The following is a 23,419-nucleotide window of genomic DNA, read 5'->3' as shown; positions in this document are numbered from 1 at the left end:
GGCACCGTGACCGTAAACTCGGGGACAGGGGGGCCGGTCAGGACCATCCACCGCCCCGGCACAGCGAAAGACCGTGAACCGAAGGGACCGTTCATGAGCTCAGGGACTCCGCAGGGTGTCGTCTCGCAGTACGGCATTGGAATCGACATCGGTGGCACCGGCACCAAGGGCGGGATCGTGGACCTCTCCACCGGTCAGCTCGTGGGCGAGCGCTTCCGCATCCCCACGCCGCAGCCCGCCACACCCGCGGCCGTGGCGGGCGTGGTCAGGCAGATCGTGGACGAGCTGCAGTCCCGTCCGGAGGCTCCGGAACCGGACAGCCACGTGGGCATCGTGTTCCCGGCCATCATCAAGAACGGCGTGGCCCTGTCCGCGGCGAACGTGGACAAGTCCTGGATCAACACGGACGTGGACGCCCTGATGACGGAAACGCTCGGACGCGAGGTCGAGGCCCTCAACGACGCCGACGGCGCCGGGCTCGCGGAAGCCCACTACGGGGCGGGCAGGGGCAAGGAGGGTCTGGTCATGGTCATCACCCTCGGCACCGGCATCGGCTCCGCCATGATCCTCAACGGCCAGCTCGTGCCCAACGCCGAGCTGGGTCATCTGGAGATCGACGGCCACGACGCCGAGACCCGGGCTTCGGCCGCGGCCCGAGAGCGCGAGCAGCTGCCGTGGAAGAAGTGGGCCACCAAACGGTTGCAGCGCTACTTCTCCCACGTGGAGTTCCTGTTCTCCCCGTCCCTGTTCGTGATCGGCGGGGGCGTGTCCAAGAACTCGGAGAAGTTCCTGCCCTACCTCGAGCTGCGCACGCCGGTGGAGATCGCGGCCCTGCGCAACAACGCCGGCATCGTGGGTGCCGCGCTGTGGGCGCAGCAGTGCCGCGACGCGCAGGCCGCGAAGCCGGTCATCGACCCGATCGACTGACCTGCGCCGCGCACGCCGGACGACGCCGCCCGGCGCGGCCCCGGGCTCGGTGACGTTCCATGCCTGTCACGGCCGTCCGACGACCTCCGACGACCGTTCGGCACGGTCTTCGGGTCGACGCAGTCGTCGGCCGTGCTCGGTGGCACGACCGGTACCGGGGCTCCTCGTCACGGATCGGGAACGGCCCCCGGCTCCACACGGAGTCGGGGGCCGTTGGTCGTCCTCGGCTGACCAACGGCGGGGAGCCATCGGCCACGAGCGAGACGGACCTGAGCAGGGCAGAAATGAGCGAGACCCCGATGATGTCCGCGGCTTCCCCTCCGCAGACCCTCGGGGTCTCGTGCTGACGAGTCTATGACCTCCCGGCCCCGGGGGCAAGCACCGGTGTCACCGCGCGAGGAGCCCGGTGAGGGACGTCAGGAACTCCCCCACGGGCGCATCCACCTTGAGCGTGGCCAGCGAGTCGCCTCCCGTGACGCCGTGGTTGACGATGACCACGGGGATGTCCTCCCGCGCGGCCTGGCGCACGAAGCGCCGTCCCGAGTTCACGGTGAGTGAGCTGCCCGCCACCAGGAGCGCCCCCGCGCGGGAGACCATCCGCCGGGCCAGTGCCACGTTGAGGCCGGACGCGTTCTCCCCGAAGAACACCACGTCCGGTTTCAGGACCCCCTGGCACACGGGGCAGTCCCACACCCGGAAGCCCCCGGTGTGCTCCACCGTGGCGTCGGCGTCCGGCGCGTACTCGATCTCCGCCCCGGAGCCCATGCCGTCGTAGAAGCCGGGGTTCAGCTCGTCCAGGTACCGCGAGACCTCCCCGCGGGGGAAGCGCGAACCGCACGCGGTACACACCACCCAGGCGTAGGTGCCGTGCAGGTCCACGACTGCCAGGGAGCCGGCCTTCTGGTGGAGCGTGTCGATGTTCTGGGTGATGATCCCGTCCACCACGCCGCGGGCCTCGAGCGCGGCCAGCGCCGTGTGAGCCGCGGAGGGCTGCGCCCGGGCCACGAAGTGCCAGCCGTACTGGTTGCGCGCCCAGTAGTGCCGCCGGTTCTCCACGCTGCCCATGAAGTCCTGGTACGTCATGGGGTTGCGCGGCCTGGAGCCGGGACCGCGGTAGTCCGGGATCCCGGAGGAGGTGCTCACGCCCGCGCCGGTCAGTACGACGATGCGGCGGCCCACCAGCAGCTCGTGCACGGGACGCAGGCCGGAGCTGGCGTCCAGGGCGGCGGGATCCGGGAAGAGTCCCGGTTCCACCGGCGCACCGTAGCCGGCGCGGATCACCCTGATGGGCATGTCAGGGGCGGGGGAGGTTCTCGAGCACGCCGCGCAGCCGGTCCCACTCCCGCGCCTCGGTCATGTCCGCGGAGCTGACGTCCCGCACGATGCCGGAGGCGTCCACCGTGACGGTGTGGCGGCGCGCACAGCCCTCCTGCTCGTCGAACACACCGTATGCGCGCGCCACCTCCCCGTGGGGCCAGTGGTCGGAGAGCATCTCGAAGTCGTAGGACTCCTGCCGGGCGAAGGCGTCCAGGGCGTAGTGGCTGTCGGTGGAGATGCACAGCACCCGGGCCCCGAACTCCTCGAAGGTGTCCGTGTGGTCCTGCAGGTGGCACAGCTCGTCGGTGCAGATCGGTGAGAACGCGAACGGGAAGAACACGAGCACCACCGGCGCCCCCCGGTACTGCGACAGGGTGCGGCTCTCACCCTCCCGGTTCGGGAGACGGAAGTCCGGGGCGGTGGATCCGGTGTCGGTCATGGTGTCCTCTTCCGCGACGAGTGCGCCGCGCGGCTCGGAATCAGAAGTTGCGCTTGGGGGCCAGTCGGGAGACGGACCAGTCGGAGGACACCCGGGCCGCGCTCGTCACGTGGAGCCCGGCCGTGGAGGCGGCGTCCTGCACGTCAGCGGGTGAGACGTGGTCCTCCCGCCCGGCCTTGGGGGTCAGCAGCCAGACCACACCACCGTCGTCGAGGGTGGTCTGGACGTCCACGAGCTCGTCCACGAGGTCGCCGTCGCCGTCGCGCCACCACAGCACCACGGCGTCCACGACCTCCTGCGCTTCCTCGTCGAAGAGCTCCGAGCCGATGGCGGCTTCGATCCGCTCCCGCAGGTCCGCATCGACGTCGTCGTCGTAGCCGAACTCCTGGACGTAGTCGCCGTCCTTCAGGTTCAGCTGCTCCGCAATGCTCTCCTCGGGGGCTTTCGCCTCGCTCACCGTGTCTCTCCTTCTCAAGCCGGGTCGCGTGAGTGCCGGTGGCCACCGGTCGGTGGGTCGGACTCAAACTCACCGTGGCGGGTCCGCCGACGGTGCGTAATAAAGACAACACTGCTTTAGCCGCACGTTCAAGCCAACAGGCGGACCGCCGCGGCATTGCCGTGGCGTGTGACACCGGGGTGCCGCGCGGTGTGACGCGCAGAACCCTGTCGCCGCGATCCCCCGCGCCGTAGCCTGTGACACGATGAGAGGACGACGGGAACCGCGTTCGACTCCGAACGGCCCGTCGCCTGGCACACCGCTCCGCCCCGGGGATCCCGCGACACGGAGCTGACGATAGAGAGGTTCACGTGTCTTCTGACAGCAATCACCACATCCTCAGTGGCCTGACGAACAACCTGCAGGACGCGGACGCGGATGAGACCCGGGAGTGGATCGAGTCCTTCGACGCCCTGATCCAGGCGCAGGGCACCGCTCGGGCGCAGTACATCATGCGCGCCCTCCTGCAGCACGCGGGCACCCACTCCGTGGGCGTGCCCATGGTGACCACGTCCGACTACGTGAACACGATCCCGGTGGACCAGGAGCCGGAGTTCCCCGGTGACGAGGAGATCGAGCGCCGCTACCGCGCCTTCCTGCGCTGGAACGCGGCCGTGATGGTGCACCGCGCCCAGCGCCCCGGCGTGGGCGTGGGCGGGCACATCTCGTCCTACGCCGGCGTGGCCACGCTCTACGAAGTGGGCCTGAACCACTTCTTCCGCGGTCCCGAGCACCCGGGCGGCGGTGACCAGGTGTTCTTCCAGGGCCACTCCTCCCCCGGAAACTACGCGCGCGCCTACCTCGAGGGGCGCCTGACCGAGGAGCAGCTGGACGGCTTCCGGCAGGAGAAGACCAAGGCCCCGAACGGGCTGCCCTCCTACCCGCACCCGCGCTCCCTCCCCGACTTCTGGCAGTTCCCCACGGTCTCCATGGGCATCGGCCCCATGAACGCGGTCTACCAGGCGCAGTTCAACCGCTACCTGCACAACCGCGGCATCAAGGACACCTCCCAGCAGCACGTGTGGGCCTTCCTGGGCGACGGCGAGATGGACGAGCCGGAGTCGCGCGGCGTGCTCCAGCTGGCCGCCAACGACAAGCTGGACAACCTCACCTTCGTGGTCAACTGCAACCTGCAGCGCCTCGACGGGCCCGTGCGCGGCAACGGCAAGATCATCCAGGAGCTCGAGGCGTTCTTCCGCGGCGCCGGCTGGAACGTCATCAAGGTCGTGTGGGGGCGCGAGTGGGACGCCCTGCTCGAGGCGGACCACACCGGCGAGCTGGTCCGGATCATGAACGAGACCCTCGACGGCGACTACCAGACCTTCAAGGCGGAGTCCGGCGGTTTCGTGCGCGACCACTTCTTCGCGCGCTCGGCGGCCACCAAGGAGCTCGTGGCCGACTACACCGACGAGCAGATCTGGAACCTCAAGCGCGGCGCCCACGACTACAACAAGGTCTACGCGGCGTACAAGGCCGCACTGGAGCACACGGGCCAGCCCACTGTGATCCTGGCGCAGGGCATCAAGGGCTACGGCCTGGGCCCGCACTTCGAGGCCCGCAACGCCACCCACCAGATGAAGAAGCTCACGCTGGAGGACCTCAAGGCCTTCCGTGACCACCTGCGCATCCCCATCACGGACGAGCAGCTGGAGGCGGACCTCTACAACGCGCCGTACTACCACCCGGGTGCGGACTCCCCCGAGATCAAGTACATGCTGGAGCGGCGCAAGGAGCTCGGCGGCTTCGTCCCGGACCGGCCGCACGCCCAGAAGGAGATCACCCTCCCCTCCGAGCGCGCCTACGCGTCCGGCAAGAAGGGCTCCGGCAAGCAGCTGGCCGCGACCACCATGGCGTTCGTGCGCATCCTCAAGGACCTGATGCGCGAGAAGGACTTCGGCCACCGCATCGTGCCGATCGTCCCGGACGAGGCGCGCACGTTCGGCATGGACTCGTTCTTCCCCACCTCCAAGATCTACAACCCGAACGGGCAGAACTACCTCTCCGTGGACCGCGAACTCATGCTGGCCTACAAGGAGTCGGCTCAGGGCGTCATCCTGCACCCCGGGATCAACGAGGCCGGTGCCACCGCCGCGTTCACCGCCGCCGGCACCTCCTACGCCACGCACGGCGAGACGATGATCCCGTTCTACATCTTCTACTCGATGTTCGGGTTCCAGCGCACGGGTGACGAGTTCTGGGCTGCCGCGGACCAGATGGCGCGCGGCTTCGTGATCGGCGCGACCGCCGGGCGCACCACGCTCACCGGAGAGGGCCTGCAGCACGCGGACGGGCACTCCCCGCTGCTGGCCGCGACCAACCCCGCCGTGATCCACTACGACCCCGCCTACGGCTACGAGATCGCGCACATCGTCAAGCGCGGCATCGAGCACATGTACGGCACGGGCGACGAGGACCACAACGTCATGTACTACCTCACGGTGTACAACGAGCCGATCCACCAGCCGGCCGAGCCGGAGAACGTGGACGTCGACGGCATCATCAACGGCATCTACCTGCTCAAGCCGGCCGAGACCGAGGGCCCGCGCGCGCAGCTGCTGGCCTCCGGCGTCGGCGTTCCGTGGGCGCTCGAGGCCCAGAAGATCCTGGCCGAGGAGTGGGGCGTCTCAGCGGACGTCTGGTCCGTGACCTCGTGGACCAACCTGCGCCGTGACGCCATGGCCGCCGAGCAGGACGCCTTCATGGACCCCGAGTCCGGCGCCCGCACGCCCTTCATCACCCAGGCGCTGGCCGGCGCCACGGGTCCCGTGGTCGCCACGAGCGACTACGCCGCACAGCTGCCGGACTCCGTGCGGCAGTACGTGCCGAACGACTGGGCGTCCCTCGGTGCGGACGGGTTCGGCTTCGCCGACACCCGCGCCGGTGCGCGCCGGTTCTTCACCATCGACGCGCACTCCATGGTGGTCCGCACCCTGGAGATGCTCGCCAAGCGCGGCGAGGTGGACTGGTCCGCCCCCGCAGAGGCGCTCACCCGCTACGAGCTGGCGAACCCCGGGGCCGGAACCTCGGGAAACGCCGGTGGCGACGCGTAGCACCGGGCACCAGACCGCGGCACCATGAGCGCCCCGCCCCCGGACTCCCGGGGCGGGGCGCTCGTCCGTTCAGCGCCGACTCGGGGACGGTGACGGCCCAGGACCAGCCCCGGGGGCGCAGGAATGGAGATCGACTACCCTCGTCTCATGCCCACCGACGCCTCAGGGTCCGCCCCCCGCAAGCCACGCCCTTCGCGCCGGGGCGCGTGGTCCCTGCGCAGCCGGCAGCAGGGCACCCCCCATCCCCGCACCCTGGAGAACCTGACGGCGAACCTCGGGCAGGTCTCCACCGTGGCGGTGCAACGGCTGAGCACGTCCCTCCCGTGGTTCGAGGGGCTGCGGGCGGACGAGCGCTCGGAACTGGGCCTGCTGGCCCAGCGCGGCATCGCCTCCTTCGTACGCTGGTACGAGAACCCCCAGGAACCCGTGTGGGTGCTCACCGAGATCTTCCGGCAGGCTCCCACCGAGCTGACCCGGTCCATCACTCTGCAGAACGCGCTGCAAGTGCTGCGGATCGTCGTGGACGTGGTCGAGGAGAAGGTCCCCGAACTCGCCCAGCACAACGACGAGGTGGCCCTGCGCGAGGCCGTTCTCCGGTTCTCCCGGGAGGTGGCGTTCGCCGCCGCGGACGTCTACGCCAGGGCGGCGGAGAACCGCGGCTCCTGGGACGCCCGGCTCGAGTCCCTCGTGGTGGACGGGATCCTGCGGGGCGACCACTCCGACTCGCTGCGCTCCCGGGTCTCCGCCCTGGGCTGGACGGACGAGGGGGACGTGACCGTCATGGTGGGCGCCGCACCCGAGACCACCGGCCCCGCGGGGGTCGAACGGATCCGTCGCGTGGTCGCGCGCCACGCCGCGGAGTGCCTCGTGACCATTCAGACCGACCGGCTGGTGCTCATCCTGGGCGGGCTCAGGGACCGGGAGCGTTCCCTGGAGCGGCTCGCTGCCGTCTGCGGTGACGGCCCCGTGGTGCACGGCCCCGCCGTGAGTTCCGTCTTCGAGGCCAGGCACTCGGCGGACCGCGCCAACGCCGGTCTCCGTGCGGCGTGGGCCTGGCCGCAGGCTCCGCGCCCGGTCTGCTCGGAGGACCTGTGGCCCGAGCGGGCTGTCAACGGCGACCCGCTCGCGGTGCAGGCCATGGTCGAGGCCGTGTGGCAGCCGCTGGCCGCGTCCTCCACCGGTCTGGTGGACACCCTGAGCACCTACCTCGGTGTGGGCCACTCCCTGGAGGCGACGGCACGGGAGCTGTTCGTCCACGCCAACACGGTGCGCTACCGGCTGCGCCGCGTCAGCGACATCACCGGGTGGGACCCCCTGCTGCCCCGGGACGCGTTCGTGCTGCACTGCGCGGTGCTCGCGGGCCGCCTGCACGCCACCGAGTGACATCGACTTGTAGAGAAGCCACAAATCAGGTCTCCCGGCTTGGTGATCTCGGCTGGTCCGCACGCCCCGGTCGACTTGGTGGAATGGTCGGGTGATTGCACTCGTCTGCCCCGGCCAGGGGTCACAGAAGCCAGGATTCCTCACCGAGTGGCTCACCGTCCCCGGTGTGCCCGAGCACCTCGCGCGGCTCTCCGATGCCGCCGGGCTCGACCTCGCGCACTACGGCACCGAGGCGGACGAGGAGACCATCAAGGACACGGCGGTGGCCCAGCCGCTCATCGTGGCCGCGGGCCTGCTCGCGGGCCGACTGCTGGCCCCCGTGCTCGAGGGCCGCGAGGACGTGGTCCACGCCGGGCACTCGGTGGGCGAGATCACCGCCGCCGCACTGGCGGGGGTACTCAGCGAGGAGGACGCCATGCGCTTCGTGCGGGTGCGCGCCACCGAGATGGCCCGCGCCGCCGCCGCGACCCCCACGGGCATGGCCGCCGTGCTCGGCGGCAAGGAGGACGACGTCGCCGCCGCCATCGCCGCCGTGGGAGCCACGGCGGCGAACGCCAACGGGGGCGGCCAGGTGGTCGCCGCCGGGACCCTCGAGCAGCTGGACGCCCTCGCCGAGAACCCGCCCGCTCGTGCCAAGGTCATCCGACTCAAGGTGGCCGGGGCGTTCCACACGGAGCACATGGCACCGGCGCTGCGGCCCCTGCGTGACCTCGTTCCCGAGCTGTCCCCGGAGGATCCCGCGCAGCCGCTGCTCAGCAACTTCGACGGCGCGCCCGTCACCAGCGGCCAGGCCGCCCTGGAGTCCCTCGTGGACCAGGTGTGCCGCCCCGTCCGGTGGGACGCCTGCATGCAGACGCTCACTGCGATGGGTGTGGAGCGGGTCGTGGAGCTGCCGCCCGCCGGCACGCTGGTGGGCCTCGCCAAGCGCGGTCTCAAGGGCGTTCCCGCCGTGGCCGTCAACACTCCGCAGGACCTCGAGGGCGTGCGGAGTACGCTGAGCTGAGCAGGTGCCCACCGCACCACTCGCTGTGATCCGCACCAGGTAAGGAGTCGGCCTCTCGTGGCGACCATCAAGCAGAACATTCCCAACGCACACACCCGGATCCTGGGCATCGGCGCGTACCGCCCCTCGGAGATCGTCACGAACGACGACATCTGCCAGTGGATCGAGTCCTCGGACGAGTGGATCGTCAAGCGCACGGGCATCCACACCCGTCACCGTGCACCGCAGGACGTCGCCGTGCTGGACATGGCCGAGCACGCCGCCCGCGAGGCTCTCGCCAACTCGGGGCTCACCGGGGACCAGCTGAGCACCATCATCGTCTCCACCGTGACCTTCCCCTACCTCACCCCCTCGCTCGCCGCGAACCTCGCGGACCGGCTCGGTGCCACGCCCGCGGCGGCCTACGACATCTCCGCAGCGTGCGCCGGCTACTGCTACGGCGTGGCGCAGGCGGACGCGCTGGTGCGTTCCGGGGATTCCACCAACGTCCTGGTGATCGGGGTGGAGAAGCTCTCGGACGTCATCGACAACACCGAGCGCTCCATCTCATTCCTCCTGGGCGACGGCGCCGGCGCCGTGGTCATCGGCCCATCGGACGTCCCGGGCATCGGCCCCTCCGTCTGGGGCTCGGACGGCTCCAAGTGGGACGCCATCCGCATGACCCACCCCCTCACGGACATCCGCGCCGTGGAGGAGGGCCGGGAGCGCACCCACGCCAAGGACCTCGTGGACCCGGAGACCGGGCAGATGCGCCCGGACGCCACCCTGTGGCCCACCCTGCGCCAGGACGGTCAGACCGTCTTCCGCTGGGCATCCTGGGAGGGCGCCCGCGTGGCCCAGGAGGCGCTCGACGCCGCCGGGCTGGCCCCCGAGGACCTCGCGGCCTTCGTCCCGCACCAGGCGAACATGCGCATCATCGACCAGATGGCCAAGGTGCTCAAGCTCCCCGAGTCCGTGATCGTGGCCCGGGACATCGCCGAGGCCGGCAACACCTCGGCGGCCTCGATCCCCCTGGCCACCCACCGGCTGCTCGCGGAGCACCCGGAGCTCTCGGGCAAGCCCTCCCTCCAGATCGGTTTCGGTGCCGGTCTGGTGTACGGCGCCCAGGTGGTCCTGCTGCCCTGATCCTGTCCCCCGGGTGTCGTAGGGTAAGACCGCACACCTCCAGTCCGAGGACCGGCCCGAGCAATCGGGCGGCCCGCGCAGGGATTCCCCGGAACCCCCGCGCTCACCAGTACGGTTGCACAGCGCGACCTCAACGAAAGGAAGCCCCATGGCGAGCAAAGAAGAGATCCTGGCCGGCCTGGCAGAGATCGTGAACGAAGAGACCGGCCTCGAGACCGACGCCGTGCAGCTCGACAAGTCCTTCACCGAGGACCTCGACATCGACTCGATCTCCATGATGACCATCGTGGTCAACGCCGAGGAGAAGTTCGACGTCACCATTCCCGACGAAGAGGTCAAGAACCTCAAGACCGTCGAGGACGCCGTCAACTTCATCGACAACGCCCAGGCCTGACGCCCGGGCGAGTGGTGGCGCACCCCGGCACCGGGGTGCGCCACCGCCGTCACACCGGGTGGCCGCAGTGACGGCCCCTGGATCATCTGCGAATTCGGACACGAGGAAGTGCACAACATGTCCCGCAAAGTAGTGGTCACCGGCCTGGGCGCCATCACGCCCATCGGTGAGAACGTCCAGGAGACCTGGAAGAGCGCCCTCCAGGGCGTCTCCGGTGTTCGCGCCCTCGAGCAGGACTGGGTGCAGACCTACGACCTGCCCGTGCGCATCGGCGCCCTCTCCCCCCAGCCCGCCGAGGACGTCGTGTCCCGCGTGCAGGCCAAGCGCCTCGATCCCTCCGGCCAGCTGTCCGTGGCCGCCGCCCGCGAGGCCTGGACCGACGCCGGCTTCTCGGGACGGGACGCCGACACCAGCGACGAGGTGGATCCCACTCGACTGGGGGTGGCCTTCGGCACCGGGATCGGCGGAGTGTGGACCCTCCTCGACGCGTGGGACACCATGCGCGAGAAAGGCCCGAGGCGTGTCAAGCCCATGACCGTTCCCATGCTCATGCCCAACGGCAACGCGTCCTCCGTGAGCATGGAGTTCAAGGCCCGCGCGTGCGCCATCACCCCCGTGTCCGCGTGCGCGTCCGGCACCGAGGCCTTCTACCAGGGGCTGCACCTCATCCGTTCGGGCAAGGCGGACGTGGTGATCGTGGGCGGGGCCGAGAGCGCCATCCACCCCATCACCATTGCGGCGTTCAACTCCATGCAGGCGCTCTCCCGCCGCAACGACGAGCCGGAGCGGGCTTCCCGTCCCTTCGACGTGGACCGCGACGGCTTCGTCATGGGTGAGGGCGCCGGTGCCGTCATCCTCGAGTCCGAGGAGCACGCCCGCGCCCGCGGTGCCCGCGTGTACGCAGAGCTCGCCGGAGCCGGCCTCAGCGCGGATGCCCACCACATCACGGCGCCGGCCACCGGGGACGAGGGCGGTCCCGCCCGTGCCCTGCGCGAGGCCATGGAGTCCGGGGACATCGCCCCGGAGGACATCAAGCACGTCAACGCACATGCCACCTCCACCCCGGTGGGGGACGTGCCCGAGGCCGGTGCCCTGCGCGCGGCCTTCGGGGACGCCGTGGACCAGATGGCCGTCTCCGCCACCAAGTCCATGACCGGTCACCTGCTGGGCGGTTCCGGAGCGGTGGAGGGTGTGCTGGCCGTTCTGGCCCTCACGGAGCGCACCGCACCCTGCACCATCAACCTGGAGAACCAGGACCCCCGCATCGACCTGGACGTCGTGACCACCGCCCGCGACCTGCCCTCCGGGGACATGGTGGCCATCTCGAACTCCTTCGGGTTCGGGGGTCACAACTCGGTGGCGGCGTTCCGCTCCGTCTGAGGCTCTGCCTGCCGCGGCCGACGGACCGCGGCGGCACCCAGCAGGAGAACCCCCCGGTGCCCGTCCGATCAGCCGGGCACCGGGGGGTTCTTTCACAGACGGTGGAAGAGGAACGAAAGCTCAAGACCCCGGGGCACCGTGGCCACCACGCTGCTGGGCGGACCGGTCATGGCACGGCCGTGAGCTGTCGTGCCCGTCTCTGACGTTCCCGCTCCTTCCCGGAGGCGGCGTCCCGGGATTCGTGCCGACGCGCCGTGCCGAGGAGGCCAGCACTGCCGAAGAGACCGACACCGCCGCGCGGCGGGTCAGCCCACGCGGTGCAGCCAGCGCACGGGAGCTCCCTCCGCCGCGTGGCGGAACGGCTCCAGCTCCTCGTCCCAGGCCTCACCGAGCGCGAGGGACAGCTCCGAGACCACGGCCTCGGGGTCTCCTCCGGAGGCCTCGAACGCGTACTTGATGCGGTCCTCGCTCACGCAGATGTTCCCCGCCACGTCCGTGGTGGCGTGGAAGATCCCCAGATCCGGGGTGAACGACCAGCGGGAGCCGTCGTTGCCCTGGCTCGCGTTCTCCGTGACCTCGAAGCGGACCCGCCCCAGGGTGCGCAACGCGGAGGCGAGCAGGGCACCGGTGCCCGCGCGACCCGACCACTCCAGCTCGGTGCGGACGCATCCGGGCTCGGCGTTCTGCGGGGTCCACTGAAGATCCGTGCGCCGGTGGGACACGGATTCCAGGGCCCACTGGATGTGGGGGCACAGCGCCCGCGGCGCGGAGTGCACGTAGAGCACTCCCCGCGTGGTGGGTGAAGACATAGCCTGTTCCTCCGTCGTGTAGGTACGTCTTCCCCAACGTCCTGCCCGGAAGGCCCAGGGTGTGACACCCGGTGCGCGTATGAAATTGGTGGGTGGTACGGGCCGACACCGCAGATTCGAGGCCGCGGCACTGCCCGTGCTCGGTCTCATTGTCCAGGAGGGCTACCGGGTGGTCAACCCGGAGATCACCTCGGCGGCAGAAGTCAAGCGCGGGGATGAGCCTGGGAGTACGCGCGCTTGATCCGTTCCACGGACACGTGGGTGTAGATCTGCGTGGTGGCCACCGTGGCGTGCCCCAGCAGCTCCTGCACGGTGCGCAGATCCGCTCCCCCGTCCAGGAGGTGGGTCGCGGCACTGTGCCGGAGGCTGTGCGGGCCCCGGGCCCCCGTGTCCGGCACGAGTTCCAGTGCGGACGTCACCACGCGACGGGCAACCCTGACGTCGATGCGCGCCCCGCGGGCTCCCACGAAGACCGCGTCTGCGGCGGCCCGGGTGGCCAGGGTCTCCCGGCGGTGTCCCCAGAGGGCGAGTGCCTCTCCCGCCTTGTCCCCGTAGGGCACACGACGTTGCTTGTCCCCCTTGCCGGTGAGCGTCAGCACGTGGCTCGCCGGCTCCACGTGGCCGCGGTCCAGCGCGACGAGCTCACTGATGCGGGCCCCCGTGGCGTAGAGCAGCTCGAGCAGCGCCCAGTCGCGTGCGGCGAGAGCTGCCGAGTGCTCGTCGTCGTGCTCCGCGAGCGCCCGTTCCTCGAGACCGTCCAGCATGTCCGCCAGCGCTGCGGCCCCCACGATCTCCGGGAGGTGCCGAGCGGGTCGGGGGCCCCTCAGTCCCGCCGAGGGGTCGTGCCGCAGCCCCTGTGTGTCCACTGCCCAGCGGAAGAACGTGTGCACCGCCGCGATCCCCCGCGAGACGGAGCTGCGCGCGAGACCCCGCTGGTGTCTCTGCGCCAGCCACCCGCGCAAGGCGTCACGGTCCAGCAGGTCCGGGCCGTCGATGCCGGCCTCCAGCATCCACCGTGAGAGGTCTGCGACGTCCGCGACGTAGGAGCGGAGGGTGTGCTCGCTGCGGGAGCGCTCCAGCGCGAGGTGCGCTCGGAACCCGGGCAGCAGGTGGCCCAGGGGCCCCGGCGGGGAGTCGTCCTGAGAGGGGGCCGTGCCGACGGGTTCGCCTCGTCCTTCAGGGACGGGTGCCGGAATCACCTCTGATCGTTCGCCCATGATCGGAGCCTACCCGCCGCCATCCGAGCAGGGAGTCGGTGGCCAGGCCGCGCTCCTGCAAAGACACCAGACCCGTGAGCACCTGGGCAGGGCTCAGCCCCGAGACCCGGCACAGGTGGGACGGGTCCGCATCACGGTGCAGCGGCAGCGCGTCGAAGAGTCTGAGGAGATGGGGGTCGAGCCCGTCCGTGGCGCGGTGGGACGTCTGCGCACGACGTTCCTCCTGTCCCCTGGCGGCCGTGTTGCCCAGCGGTCCCACCAGTTCCAGGACCTCGCTCCCGCTGCCCACCAGCACGGCGTTGTCGTCCCGGATGAGTCGGTGGCATCCGGCCGATCCGCCCACGAGCACGTCACCGGGGACCGCCGCGACGTCCCGGGACAGCCCTGCGGCGTGCCGGGCGGTGTTCAGGGCCCCCGAGCGCCAGGCGGCTTCCGTGACGACGGTGGCCCTGGTGAGTGCCGCGATCAACCGGTTGCGCTGCAGGAAGCGGTACCGCGTGGGGGCGCACCCCAGGGGCACTTCGCTGAGCACCAGGCCGCGTTCGCACGTGCGGGCGAGCAGCTCGGCGTTCGCCGCCGGGTAGAAGCGGTCCACCCCGCACGCCAGCACTGCGGTGGTGGCCCCGCGCTCCGGACCCGCTTCGAGAGCGGCACCGTGGGCCACGGCGTCGATCCCGTAGGCTCCACCGGACACCACGCACCAGCCGGCCACGGCCAGTTCGCGGGAGATCTCCCTGGTCACGGCCGCACCGTACGCACTGGCATTGCGGGAGCCCACCACCGCGACCGAGCGCCGCAGAGCGGGAAGCAGGCACCGGTCACCTCGGCCCCACAGCACGATGGGCTGCTGGAGCCCGAGGTCCGCGAGCTGCGGAGGCCAGTCCGGGTCCTCGGGGACCACGGTCCACGCCCCGATGCTCCGCGCGTGGCGCGCCTCCACGTCGTCCTCGGGAACGGGCAGCCGGGCCCGCCAGGCGGCGAACCGGGCGCCCAGGTCCGGAACGCGGGCTCCAGGGGCGGCCTCGTGGGCCGCCTGCCGCAGGATCGAGTGCAGAGCGGGAGTCGGCGCCTCCAGCTCGACGACGGCGCGCCACAGCGTCTCGGGGCCCATGGCCGCGAGCAGCAGCAGACCGGCGGTGTCGCTGGGCTCGACGAGGCGGGCCAGCCGGACCCGGCACGCGCGCACGGTCTCGAGCTCGGAGTCCCTGGTGGTCCCGCTCGCGACCCAGGACGTCGCGTGGGCCGCCGAGGACCCGGTGCGTGGGTGAAAGGACTGGTCCGCGACGGGGCGCTCCTCCGCCGGGAGCTGCTCCTCTTCGGGTTGCCGCCCGGTCATGCCGTCACCGTGGTCTTGAAGTACAGCGCCAGCTGCACGTGCTCGGGGGTCGGCACCGTGGTGCCGTCGAGGTCCGCGAGGGTCCACGCCACGCGCAGCACCTTGACGAAACCGCGAGCCGTGAGGGTCCTGTTCTCCATGGCGGCCTTCAACGGCCGCACGGCACGCGCGCCCGGTGACAGCCCGCGGTGCAGCAGCGAGCCCGGAACGCCGGCGTTGACCCGGCAGCCGAAGGCACGCAGCCGCTCCGCCTGGGCACCGCGTGCGCCCGAGACCCGCCGAGCCACTGCGGCGCTGTCCTCGGGGGGCGAGCCGTGCACGGAGCTGAGCTCGTGATAGGTCACGGCCGGCACGCGCAGCTGCAGGTCCACCCGGTCCAGCAGGGGCCCGGACAGCTTGCTGAAGTAGCGACGCCGCTGCACGGCGCTGCACGTGCAGGCCTGCCCCGTTCCCTCGGCGCGACCGCAGGCGCACGGATTCGCGGCCAGGACGAGCTGGAAGTCCGCAGGGTAGTGCGCCACGGACTGCGCCCGTGCAATCATCACGGTCCCCGACTCCAGCGGTTGGCGCAGGGCGTCCAGGACGCGCCGTTCGAACTCCGGCGCCTCGTCGAGGAACAGGACTCCCCTGTGCGCCAGGGAGATGGCCCCGGGGCGGGGTATGCCGCTGCCCCCGCCGCACAGGGCCGGCATGGTGATGCTGTGGTGCGGTGCCTGGAAAGGTGGCCGGCGCAGCAGTGCCGAGCAGGCGGCGTCGCCGCGCAGCGAGTGCACGGAGGTGACCTCCAGCGAGTCCTGGTCACACAAGTCGGGGAGGATGCCCGGCAGCCGCTCGGCAAGCATCGTCTTTCCCGCCCCGGGCGGACCGACCATGAGCAGGTGGTGCCCGCCCGCCGCGGCGATCTCCAGGGCCTGCCGCCCCTCCACCTGGCCCACCACATCCTTCAGGTCCGGGGTGGGCGCCCCCTCGGCGACCGGCTCTCCCCGTGGGTCCGGTGCTGGTTCCGGGGCCCCTGCGCCAGCCTCCGCGAACGCAAGCAGTGCGGGATCCGCCCCGTGCTCGACCAGCAGCTGGGCCAGGTGACCGGCGGAGCTCACGGACGCGCCCGCCACCAGCTCCGCCTCGGCCCGGTTCGCGGCGGAGACGACGACGCGGGGGTGGCCCGCGCGGACGGCGGCGAGCACGGCGGGGAGCACCCCGCGCACGGGGCGCAGCGAACCGTCCAGTCCCAACTCCGCGTAGAACACGGTGTCACCGGGAGGACGCACCACCCCCTGCGCCGCGAGCACGGCCATGACCACGGCGACGTCGAAGTGTGAGCCCCGCTTGGGAAGGGTCGCGGGTGAGAGGTTCACGGTGATCTTGCGGGGCGAGAGCGGCGCGCCCGCGTGCCGGGCCGCGGATCGGATCCGTTCCTTGGACTCGTTGACCGCCTGGTCCGGCAGGCCGATGATCGTGAACCCGGGCAGGGACTGGCCGATGTCCGCTTCCACGTCCACCACGTGCCCCTCGAGCCCCACGAGGGCAATGCTGCGGCTCCGGGCGAACCCGCCCACGGCACGGGTCGTCGCAGGGTTGGAAGGTCTCTGCACCACGGTCTCGGAAGTCATGGCACCACCGTGCCCCCAGCGGGGGCTCACGGGGCGGGCCCCCGCTGGATGTGCAGGGCGCTTGCCGCGGGTGGCAGGTGGGACGCGGGCGCGGCTGGGAACCTCGTGGTCGGGCGTGAGCTGGGACGAGTCACCGTGAGCACCCGTGACGCACCCTCGCCCGCCCTCGCGCGGTGTCGCCGGTGTGGCCTGCTCAACCGCTGCTAGGTCTTCCCGTGCGCGGGACCGGGAACGGCATCCGGGACCTCGGCTGCCGCCAGGAGCCCGGGTGTGGAGGGGGACACCGGCACAGGAATCACGAGGCAGGACACCGCAGGTGCCGTCCCCGCCGAACCGAGCACGGACGAGCCGTGCTGCACGCGGCCGTCCTTCTCACGGCTCTCGGGCGCAGCTGCCGCAACACCGGGCGCCGGCGGGTCGATCGTCGGAACCACGGGATCCGGCAGGGCCTCCCCGGGCACCGTCGGCTCGGGCACCGGGGGCTCGGGCACCGGGGGCACCGTGGGAACGGGATCCGGGTCGGGGACGATCGGGTTTGGGACGATCGGGTCCGGAACCACAGGCGGCGGGTTCACCGGATCCGGAACCACCGGCCCCACGGGGCCCGGCGGCACCGCAGGATCCGGCGGCACGGCGGGCGAGGCCGGACCGGTGGGCTGCGGGTCCTCCGGGAGCGGGTTCTCGGGCGGGATGTCGCCCGCCGGGGCACGGCTCGACTCGTCGCCCCCGCCACCGGGGGGCCCGCCCTCTCCCGGTCCGTCCGAGTGGCCCGGTTCCCCCGACGTGCCGGTGCTCCCCTCGGGACGCCCCTGCACCGGGGCGGATTCACGGTCGCCGATGAGGGGAACGAGTTCGAGGCTCGCGAAGCTGTCCGGGATGCCGGAGACGTCCCCCACGAGGATGTTCCGCCCTCGCTCCCCCACGGGGATGTCGCCGGACGCCCCACGGGCGGTCGCACAGATGCGGTTCCGGAGTGTCTGCGCGGCCTCGGCATCCAGGGTGGTGCCGCTGGGGGTCACGTGGCCGCCGCCGGAAGCACGGGGCTGCCACCTCTTCACCGCGCGCGACACGTGCTCCAGCTGGTAGGTCGCGCCGTCCCGGGCCGTGAGGACCAGCCGACTTGCGGAGACGGGTGAGCGCCCGGAGCGGTTGTCGATGTCCACCGTGGCATAGGTGGCTCGCGGTACCCCGGCCTCGCGCCGTAGTTGCTCGAGACGCTCGTCGGGAACCCTCCGCGCCGGCACGGTGATCCGCACCGACGCGCCGTTGGGCAGCTCCGCCTTGAAGACCCCGGGATGCAGTCCGGTCCCGGTGGGTGACGCCGACTGCGGGGAGGCGCCGTGCACACCTGAGGTCTCGTCCGGTGCCCCGCAGGACGAGAGACACAGCACCGCCGTGGTCGTCAGCGCGGCGGCGGAGAGCACATGCGGCAGCCAGACCCCGGATTTCATGCGTTCCCCCGTTCGCCGACCGGCGGTGGTCGTCCGGACAGTACCGTGGCACGGGCCGGGGGAAATTCATAATGGCGGAGGCCGGCCGACGCAATGTGACCCGCACGATGTGACCCGGTCGCCACCCGGTCCCCGAACGGGATCCCGTGCCGGGTGCACGACCCCTGCGAGGCGCCGCACTGGCGTGTGGGGCGCAGAGACGGCACACCCGTGACGGTGGCCCGCGGACCGTGAACCCGGCTCACGGACAACGCCCCCTCGGACGGCGCCCGTGCCTGCGAGCGGGCACCAGCGGGCGCGTCCTCACAGCCAGCCGATCGAGCCCACGTGCTCCACCCGTGGCGAGGCCCCGCGCGGCCAGTGCACGGCGACGACGTCGACGGTGGGCACCCGGGCGTCGTGGTGCGCCCTGGCCCAGGCCCGCGCCAGCACGTGGAGGCGCCGCAGCTTGTCGGCGCCCACGGCCTCGTAGGGGTGCCCGGAGTCGACCCCGGAGCGGGTCTTGACCTCGAACACGGTCACCCGCCCGTGACGCTCGGCCACGATGTCCAGCTCCCCGCGCGGCGCCCCCTGCCCCCGCGGGGGCCGCCAGTTGCGGTCCCGCACGGTCCAGCCGGAGCGTTCCAGCAGACCGGCGATGAGCTCTTCCCCCGCGCGCCCCACACCCTGGCGGTCCACGGCAGGTGGTTCCTGCGGCGGGCCGTTCCCTGTGCGGGTGGATGCGGTGACGGTGGTCGAGGGTGCAGTCATGGCACCACTGTGAGCGAGCCCCGTCCGGGGCGCACCCGATCTGAGGCGGTGTGGAGGACAGGTGCCGTGCGGGAAGGGCAACGGCCCCCCTCACCGCAGGCACCGCGCGGGGACTACGGGTCTCGGGCCCGCCGGTCCCGGCCGGGGTCAGCTGGGGCGCACGCCGAGGTTCCAGCTCCGCCGGTGCTGCGCGGTGACGCCGTGCTCCAGCAGCGCCGCCCGGTGGGAAGCACTGCCGTAGCCCTTGTTGGACGCCCAGTCGTACTGCGGGTGGGCAGCGGCCAGGCGCGTCATGAGCGCGTCCCGTTCCACCTTGGCGAGGATGGAGGCGGCTGCCACGCTGACGCACGCGACATCCGCCTTCACGAGCGTGCGGACCACGGGTGGCAGCTCGACCGGGGCCTCCTCCTGGCCCAGCACGGGAGCCGCATCCAGCCAGTTGTGCGATCCGTCCAGGATGAGGGCGTCCACGCGCGCGCCCGCCCGCCGCACGGCGTCCAGCGCCCGCAGACCGGCCAGCCGCAGGGCCGCCGTGATCCCCAGCTCGTCGATCTCCGCGGGCTGGGCGTGTCCCACCGCGGTGGCCACGGCCCACTCGCCGATCCCGGGGGCGAGTGCCTCCCGCCGCGCCGCGCTCAGGGCCTTGGAGTCCCGCACACCCTCCCAGGGCCGCGCCGGCGTGCGATCCGCACGCCCCGGGGCGGGCGACGCCGCTCGGAGACCGGGTGGCACCGCGGGACGCGGGGAACCGGACGTGTGCGCGGTCCCCGTCCGGGCGGCGTCGTCCGGGGACGGCCCCAGCAGCACCGGGACGTCCAGCACCACGAGTCCGACGCTCGCCGGGCCCGCGAGGGCGCCACGGCCCACCTCGTCCATCCCCGCGACGAAGCGCGCCCCGTCACGCGCGAGCTCCGTCTCCGTGTCCAGCGTGGGAGCCGGACGCGCGGGGCTCACGGGCGCGCCGGTGCGGGGACGTCCGCGAAGACGTCCTCGGGGTTGTGCAGGAAGCGGAACCGGTCCAGCGGCCAGGCCGTCACGAACGCGGTGCCCACCACGTCCTGCTCGCTCACGAACTGGGTGCCGGTCTCGATGTGGTAGCGGGAGTCCGCGGACGCGTTGCGGTGGTCGCCCAGCACGAAGAACTTGCCCTCGGGCACGGTGACGTCGAAGGGGAAGTCCGAGGGGGCGGCGCCCGGGTAGAGGTACGGCTCGTCCAAGGCCTTGCCATTGACGGAGACCTTGCCGGAGGCGTCGCAGCACGTCACGTGGTCCCCGCCCACGCCGATCACGCGCTTGACCAGCGCCTGCTGGCTGCTGTCCGGCAGCAGCCCGACGAACTCCAGACCCTGCCGCACGGGGTTCGTGCGGGCGGCCGGCGCCTCGGGGAGCCAGCCCTGGGTGTCGTCGAAGACCACGATGTCCCCGCGGTCGATGTGCCCCGTCCTCGCGCCGAGCACGTTGACGAAGATCCGGTCGTCGAGCTCGAGGGTCTGCTCCATGGAGCCGGAGGGAATGTAGTAGCCACGGATCAGGAACGTCTTGGCCACGAAGGCGATGAGCAGCGCGAGCACCACCACGATGGCGATCTCGCGGACCGCTCCCCAGCCTCCGGTGGCCTTCTGGGACTTCCGGGAGCCGCCGCGGCGCGCACGGCGGGTGGGGGCGGCGGAATCCGCTCCGGACTGCGGGTCCACGGACCCGCCGGGGGTGCCGGGGTCGTTCGTGGGGTGGATGCCCTCGGCACCCGCTGCGTGCTGCTCAGCCACTGCACAATCCTTTTCTACGGTCTGGCGAGTCCGGGGCGGCCCGTCGTGGTGCACCGGCCGACGCCGCGGCGCCGGGTCCCGGGAGTCGCCCGGCAGAGGGGGTCAGCCCTTCAGGGAGCGAGCCCGGTCCAGGGGCCACACCACGCGCTCGGCGGTGCCCACGATGCGGTCCTGACGGATCAGGCCACCGCCCGGGGCACCGAGCAGGGAGCGGGAGTCCACGGACACGCTGCGGTGGTCGCCCATGAGCCACACGCGCCCCTGCGGCACGTGTACCGAGAACGGGATGTCCGACGGTGCATCACCAGGGTAGACGTAGTCCTCGTGCTGGGGCTGACCGTTGACGGTGAGCAGGCCCTCGGCCGTGCAGCACGCCACGGTGTCGCCCGGCACGGCCATGACGCGCTTGACGTAGCTGGTGCCGGACCCCGTGAGTCCGAGCCACTGCCCCACTGACTGTGCGGCCTGCTCGTACCAGGGGTCGGAGGAGTGCAGGGGGTCCAGGGAGCCGCGGCCGTCGAAGACCACGAGGTCCCCGCGCTGGGCCTCCTCGCCGGACACGGTCTCGTCCACCAGCACCCGGTCCCCGCCCTCGAGCGTGGGCTCCATGGAGCCGGAACCCACCCAGTAGACGTCCAGCAGGAAACCCCGCACGAGCGCGGTCACGAGCAGCGCCGTGAGCAGGGCGGCGAGCACCACCCGGAACCACCACGTCCGGGGGGAAACGGGCCGTCTCACGGCGGAGGACCCGGCAGCTGCCGGGCCCTCCGCGTGTTCCGTGTGCTGTGGCACCCGGTGAGTCTTACTTGCTCGATGCGCTCGACTCGCGCTTCTCGCGGATGCGAGCAGCCTTGCCGTGACGGTCGCGCATGTAGTACAGCTTCGCGCGGCGGACGTCGCCGCGGCTCACGAGCTCGATCTTGTCGATGATCGGGGAGTGCACCGGGAAGGTGCGCTCCACGCCCACGCCGAAGCTGACCTTGCGGACCGTGAAGGTCTCGCGGACGCCGGAGCCCTGACGGCCCATGACGAAGCCCTTGAACACCTGGACACGGGAGCGGTTGCCCTCCACGATGTTCACGTGCACGTTCAGGGTGTCGCCGGGACGGAAGTCGGGGACGTCGTCGCGCAGGGACTTGGCATCAAGCTGGTCAAGAATGTTCATGATGTGACTCCTCGTGATCGCCGCAGGTCTCTCACGTGTGGTTCGCGTGCCACCCCGTGGGGTGACGACGCTCCAGGGTTCGGTACGGAGCATGAAGTGGCCGTCCCGAGCGGTGCGCCGTTGGTCGCTCTCCCCCCTGCGGCAGGGGCGTGCCCGACGCTCACACAGCCGCCCATTATGCCATATCGGGGGCCTCGCCCGCCCCGGTGTGCCCCCGCTCACGGCGCTGTGGTTCACGGTGCCACGACCCGTCGCGCACGGCGAAGCCTTCCTCGGCCAGCAGGGCGAGGTCTGCGCGGTCCAGGTGGGCGGGGTCGAGTGCCAGGACCATGTCCGGCCGGCGCCGTGCGGTGCGCACGAGCTGCTGGTCCCTGCGCCACCGTGCGATCCGGCCGTGGTGGCCCGAGAGCAGCGTCTCCGGCACCTCGCGGTCCCGCCAGGCGGCGGGCTTGGTGTACACCGGGTACTCCAGCAGCCCGCCGGTGTGCGACTCCTCGGTGAGGGACTCCGGGTTGCCGATCACGCCGGGGATCAGCCGGGTCACGGCCTCGACCATGGCCAGGACGGCCACCTCTCCCCCGTTGAGCACGTAGTCACCCAGGCTCAGGGGGCGCACGCGCACCTCACCCCGCGCCCAGTCGAGGAAGCGCTCGTCGATGCCCTCGTAGCGCCCGCACGCGAAGACCAGGTGCTCCTCCGCGGCCAGCTCGTAGGCGACGTCCTGCGTGAACACCTCCCCCGCCGGGGACGGCACCACCAGCACGGGCCGCGACGACGCCGCACGGCCGGGTGCCGCTGCCTGGCCCGGGAGGGCGCGAGCAGCGGCGTCGTCCGTGGGGACCTGGGGGCTGCCCAGCCCGCTCATGGCAGACTCCGCCACCTCGTGGGCGGCGAGCGCCGTGCTGCCGCCGGCGGGCGGGGCGCCAGGAGCGGCCGGCGGCTCGGCGAGCGCCGCATCCTGCGCGGCGGCCCGCACCACGGATTCCAGCGCCTGGGCCCAGGGCTCGGGCTTCATGACCATGCCCGCGCCCCCGCCGTAGGGGGTGTCGTCCACGGTGCGGTGCCGGTCCGTGGCGAAGGCGCGCGGGTCCGTGACCTGCAACTGCAGCAGCCCGTCGGTCACGGCCTTGCCGATCAGGGAGAGCTTCAGGGGTTCGAGGTACTCGGGGAAGATGCTCAGGACGTCGATGCGCACGGTCACGCGTCCTCGCCGAGCTCGAGCAGTCCCGGGGGCGGGGTCACGAGCACGAGCCCGCGGTCCAGGTCCACCTCGGGCACGATCTCCTCGACGAACGGGACCAAGACGGCCGGCCCGCCCCGTTCCGGTGTGATCTCCAGGAGGTCCTGGGCGCGTCCCTGGATCAGCGCCTTGACGGTGCCGATGCGTGCCTCGTCCCGGGTGGTGTCCACGGCCACGAGTCCCAGGAGGTCGTCCTGGTGCCACTCGTCGTCGTCGAGCGGGAGGTCCGCGACCTCCGCGAAGAGCTCCAGCCCGCGAGCGGCCTCTGCGGTGTTGCGGTCCGCGATCTCCGCGAAGCGGGCCACCAGCACGCTCTTGTTCCACCGCGAGCCGGTGACCGTCAGCGCCTCGACGCGCAGCGGCTCCGCCGCCCTCTCGCCGTCGGCACCGCGCCGGGCGCCCCGCCCGGGCTGGACGCCGAGCACCGAGCCGGGCGCGAAGCGCGCCTGCGGATCGTCCGTGAACAGCTCCACGGTCACTTCACCCCGCACGCCGTGCGGTTTTCCGATTCGGGCAACCCGAACGCTCATGCCTTCTCCTCGCGGGACCTTGTGGTGTGTG

22 protein-coding genes are annotated in these 23,419 nt (G+C 71.8%); 7 read left to right on the top strand and 15 right to left on the bottom strand.

Features of this window, described 5'->3' with window-relative positions; all coding sequences use genetic code 11:
- Positions 1 to 93 precede the first annotated feature (93 nt).
- Positions 94 to 927 carry a polyphosphate--glucose phosphotransferase gene (ppgK, locus tag EAE32_RS06355; RefSeq protein WP_121864495.1) on the top strand — a complete coding sequence of 278 codons (834 nt, stop codon included), beginning with the start codon at positions 94 to 96 and terminating at the stop codon, positions 925 to 927.
- 387 nt (positions 928 to 1,314) lie between these two features.
- Here the strand turns inward: ppgK and EAE32_RS06350 are convergent, their stop codons facing one another.
- The 3 genes from EAE32_RS06350 to EAE32_RS06340 are packed head-to-tail and all read right to left on the bottom strand — an operon-like array spanning position 1,315 to position 3,140.
- The gene (locus tag EAE32_RS06350) at positions 1,315 to 2,220 is read right to left on the bottom strand and encodes a Sir2 family NAD-dependent protein deacetylase (RefSeq protein WP_121864494.1); all 906 of its coding nucleotides are present in this window, start codon (positions 2,218 to 2,220) and stop codon (positions 1,315 to 1,317) included.
- Between the two features lies 1 nt (position 2,221).
- Complete coding sequence (locus EAE32_RS06345) at positions 2,222 to 2,683, bottom strand: redoxin domain-containing protein (protein ID WP_121864493.1); 462 nt, start codon at positions 2,681 to 2,683, stop codon at positions 2,222 to 2,224.
- Positions 2,684 to 2,723: 40 nt separating this feature from the next.
- Positions 2,724 to 3,140 carry a DUF3052 domain-containing protein gene (locus EAE32_RS06340; RefSeq protein WP_121844983.1) on the bottom strand — a complete coding sequence of 139 codons (417 nt, stop codon included), beginning with the start codon at positions 3,138 to 3,140 and terminating at the stop codon, positions 2,724 to 2,726.
- Between the two features lie 350 nt (positions 3,141 to 3,490).
- Here EAE32_RS06340 and aceE point away from each other — a divergent pair, with 350 nt between their 5' ends.
- The 6 genes from aceE to EAE32_RS06310 all read left to right on the top strand — a co-directional run bounded on the left by aceE (position 3,491) and on the right by EAE32_RS06310 (position 11,514).
- A complete protein-coding gene (aceE, locus tag EAE32_RS06335) occupies positions 3,491 to 6,229 on the top strand; it encodes a pyruvate dehydrogenase (acetyl-transferring), homodimeric type (protein ID WP_121864492.1) in 2,739 nt (912 codons plus the stop codon).
- 147 nt (positions 6,230 to 6,376) lie between these two features.
- Complete coding sequence (locus EAE32_RS06330) at positions 6,377 to 7,612, top strand: PucR family transcriptional regulator (RefSeq protein ID WP_121864822.1); 1,236 nt, start codon at positions 6,377 to 6,379, stop codon at positions 7,610 to 7,612.
- A gap of 91 nt (positions 7,613 to 7,703) precedes the next feature.
- A complete protein-coding gene (locus EAE32_RS06325) occupies positions 7,704 to 8,615 on the top strand; it encodes an ACP S-malonyltransferase (RefSeq protein WP_121864491.1) in 912 nt (303 codons plus the stop codon).
- Between the two features lie 57 nt (positions 8,616 to 8,672).
- On the top strand, positions 8,673 to 9,740 hold the full coding sequence (locus EAE32_RS06320; protein ID WP_121844986.1) for a beta-ketoacyl-ACP synthase III: 1,068 nt from the start codon (positions 8,673 to 8,675) through the stop codon (positions 9,738 to 9,740).
- Between the two features lie 148 nt (positions 9,741 to 9,888).
- Positions 9,889 to 10,134 (top strand): acyl carrier protein, encoded by a 246-nt coding sequence (locus EAE32_RS06315; protein WP_121844987.1) that lies wholly within the window; start codon positions 9,889 to 9,891, stop codon positions 10,132 to 10,134.
- A 117-nt stretch (positions 10,135 to 10,251) separates the two neighbouring features.
- Positions 10,252 to 11,514 (top strand): beta-ketoacyl-[acyl-carrier-protein] synthase family protein, encoded by a 1,263-nt coding sequence (locus EAE32_RS06310; protein WP_121864490.1) that lies wholly within the window; start codon positions 10,252 to 10,254, stop codon positions 11,512 to 11,514.
- Between the two features lie 305 nt (positions 11,515 to 11,819).
- Here the strand turns inward: EAE32_RS06310 and EAE32_RS06305 are convergent, their stop codons facing one another.
- From EAE32_RS06305 to rimM, 12 genes are all read right to left on the bottom strand, one after another.
- Positions 11,820 to 12,323 carry a DUF3145 domain-containing protein gene (locus EAE32_RS06305; RefSeq protein ID WP_121844989.1) on the bottom strand — a complete coding sequence of 168 codons (504 nt, stop codon included), beginning with the start codon at positions 12,321 to 12,323 and terminating at the stop codon, positions 11,820 to 11,822.
- Between the two features lie 203 nt (positions 12,324 to 12,526).
- The gene (locus EAE32_RS06300) at positions 12,527 to 13,540 is read right to left on the bottom strand and encodes a tyrosine-type recombinase/integrase (RefSeq protein ID WP_121864821.1); all 1,014 of its coding nucleotides are present in this window, start codon (positions 13,538 to 13,540) and stop codon (positions 12,527 to 12,529) included.
- On the bottom strand, positions 13,500 to 14,876 hold the full coding sequence (gene dprA / locus EAE32_RS06295) for a DNA-processing protein DprA (RefSeq protein ID WP_121864489.1): 1,377 nt from the start codon (positions 14,874 to 14,876) through the stop codon (positions 13,500 to 13,502). The genes EAE32_RS06300 and dprA overlap by 41 nt, the downstream gene beginning before the upstream one ends.
- Positions 14,873 to 16,486: a YifB family Mg chelatase-like AAA ATPase gene (locus tag EAE32_RS06290; protein ID WP_165860447.1), complete on the bottom strand. Its 1,614-nt coding sequence runs from the start codon at positions 16,484 to 16,486 to the stop codon at positions 14,873 to 14,875. Before EAE32_RS06290 ends, dprA begins: the two co-directional genes overlap by 4 nt.
- A 203-nt stretch (positions 16,487 to 16,689) precedes the next feature.
- Positions 16,690 to 17,937, bottom strand: coding sequence for a hypothetical protein (locus EAE32_RS06285; RefSeq protein ID WP_124035163.1), 1,248 nt, complete (start codon positions 17,935 to 17,937; stop codon positions 16,690 to 16,692).
- Between the two features lie 303 nt (positions 17,938 to 18,240).
- On the bottom strand, positions 18,241 to 18,687 hold the full coding sequence (locus EAE32_RS06280) for a YraN family protein (RefSeq protein ID WP_121864487.1): 447 nt from the start codon (positions 18,685 to 18,687) through the stop codon (positions 18,241 to 18,243).
- Positions 18,688 to 18,834: 147 nt separating this feature from the next.
- Positions 18,835 to 19,641, bottom strand: coding sequence for a ribonuclease HII (locus tag EAE32_RS06275; RefSeq protein ID WP_121864486.1), 807 nt, complete (start codon positions 19,639 to 19,641; stop codon positions 18,835 to 18,837).
- A complete protein-coding gene (gene lepB / locus EAE32_RS06270) occupies positions 19,638 to 20,453 on the bottom strand; it encodes a signal peptidase I (protein WP_121864485.1) in 816 nt (271 codons plus the stop codon). The genes EAE32_RS06275 and lepB (EAE32_RS06270) overlap by 4 nt, the downstream gene beginning before the upstream one ends.
- Before the next feature lie 102 nt (positions 20,454 to 20,555).
- Positions 20,556 to 21,191, bottom strand: coding sequence for a signal peptidase I (gene lepB / locus EAE32_RS06265; protein WP_243635605.1), 636 nt, complete (start codon positions 21,189 to 21,191; stop codon positions 20,556 to 20,558).
- Between the two features lie 64 nt (positions 21,192 to 21,255).
- Positions 21,256 to 21,618 (bottom strand): 50S ribosomal protein L19, encoded by a 363-nt coding sequence (gene rplS / locus EAE32_RS06260; RefSeq protein ID WP_012398134.1) that lies wholly within the window; start codon positions 21,616 to 21,618, stop codon positions 21,256 to 21,258.
- Between the two features lie 175 nt (positions 21,619 to 21,793).
- Complete coding sequence (trmD, locus tag EAE32_RS06255) at positions 21,794 to 22,813, bottom strand: tRNA (guanosine(37)-N1)-methyltransferase TrmD (RefSeq protein WP_121864819.1); 1,020 nt, start codon at positions 22,811 to 22,813, stop codon at positions 21,794 to 21,796.
- Positions 22,814 to 22,815: 2 nt separating this feature from the next.
- Positions 22,816 to 23,388, bottom strand: a complete 573-nt coding sequence (gene rimM, locus EAE32_RS06250; RefSeq protein ID WP_121844997.1) for a ribosome maturation factor RimM — start codon at positions 23,386 to 23,388, stop codon at positions 22,816 to 22,818.
- Positions 23,389 to 23,419: the final 31 nt, after the last annotated feature.

It is taken from the genome of Kocuria tytonicola, from assembly GCF_003687175.1.
Lineage (GTDB): Bacteria > Actinomycetota > Actinomycetes > Actinomycetales > Micrococcaceae > Kocuria > Kocuria tytonicola.
This window is presented reverse-complemented; position numbering and strand designations above follow the sequence as displayed.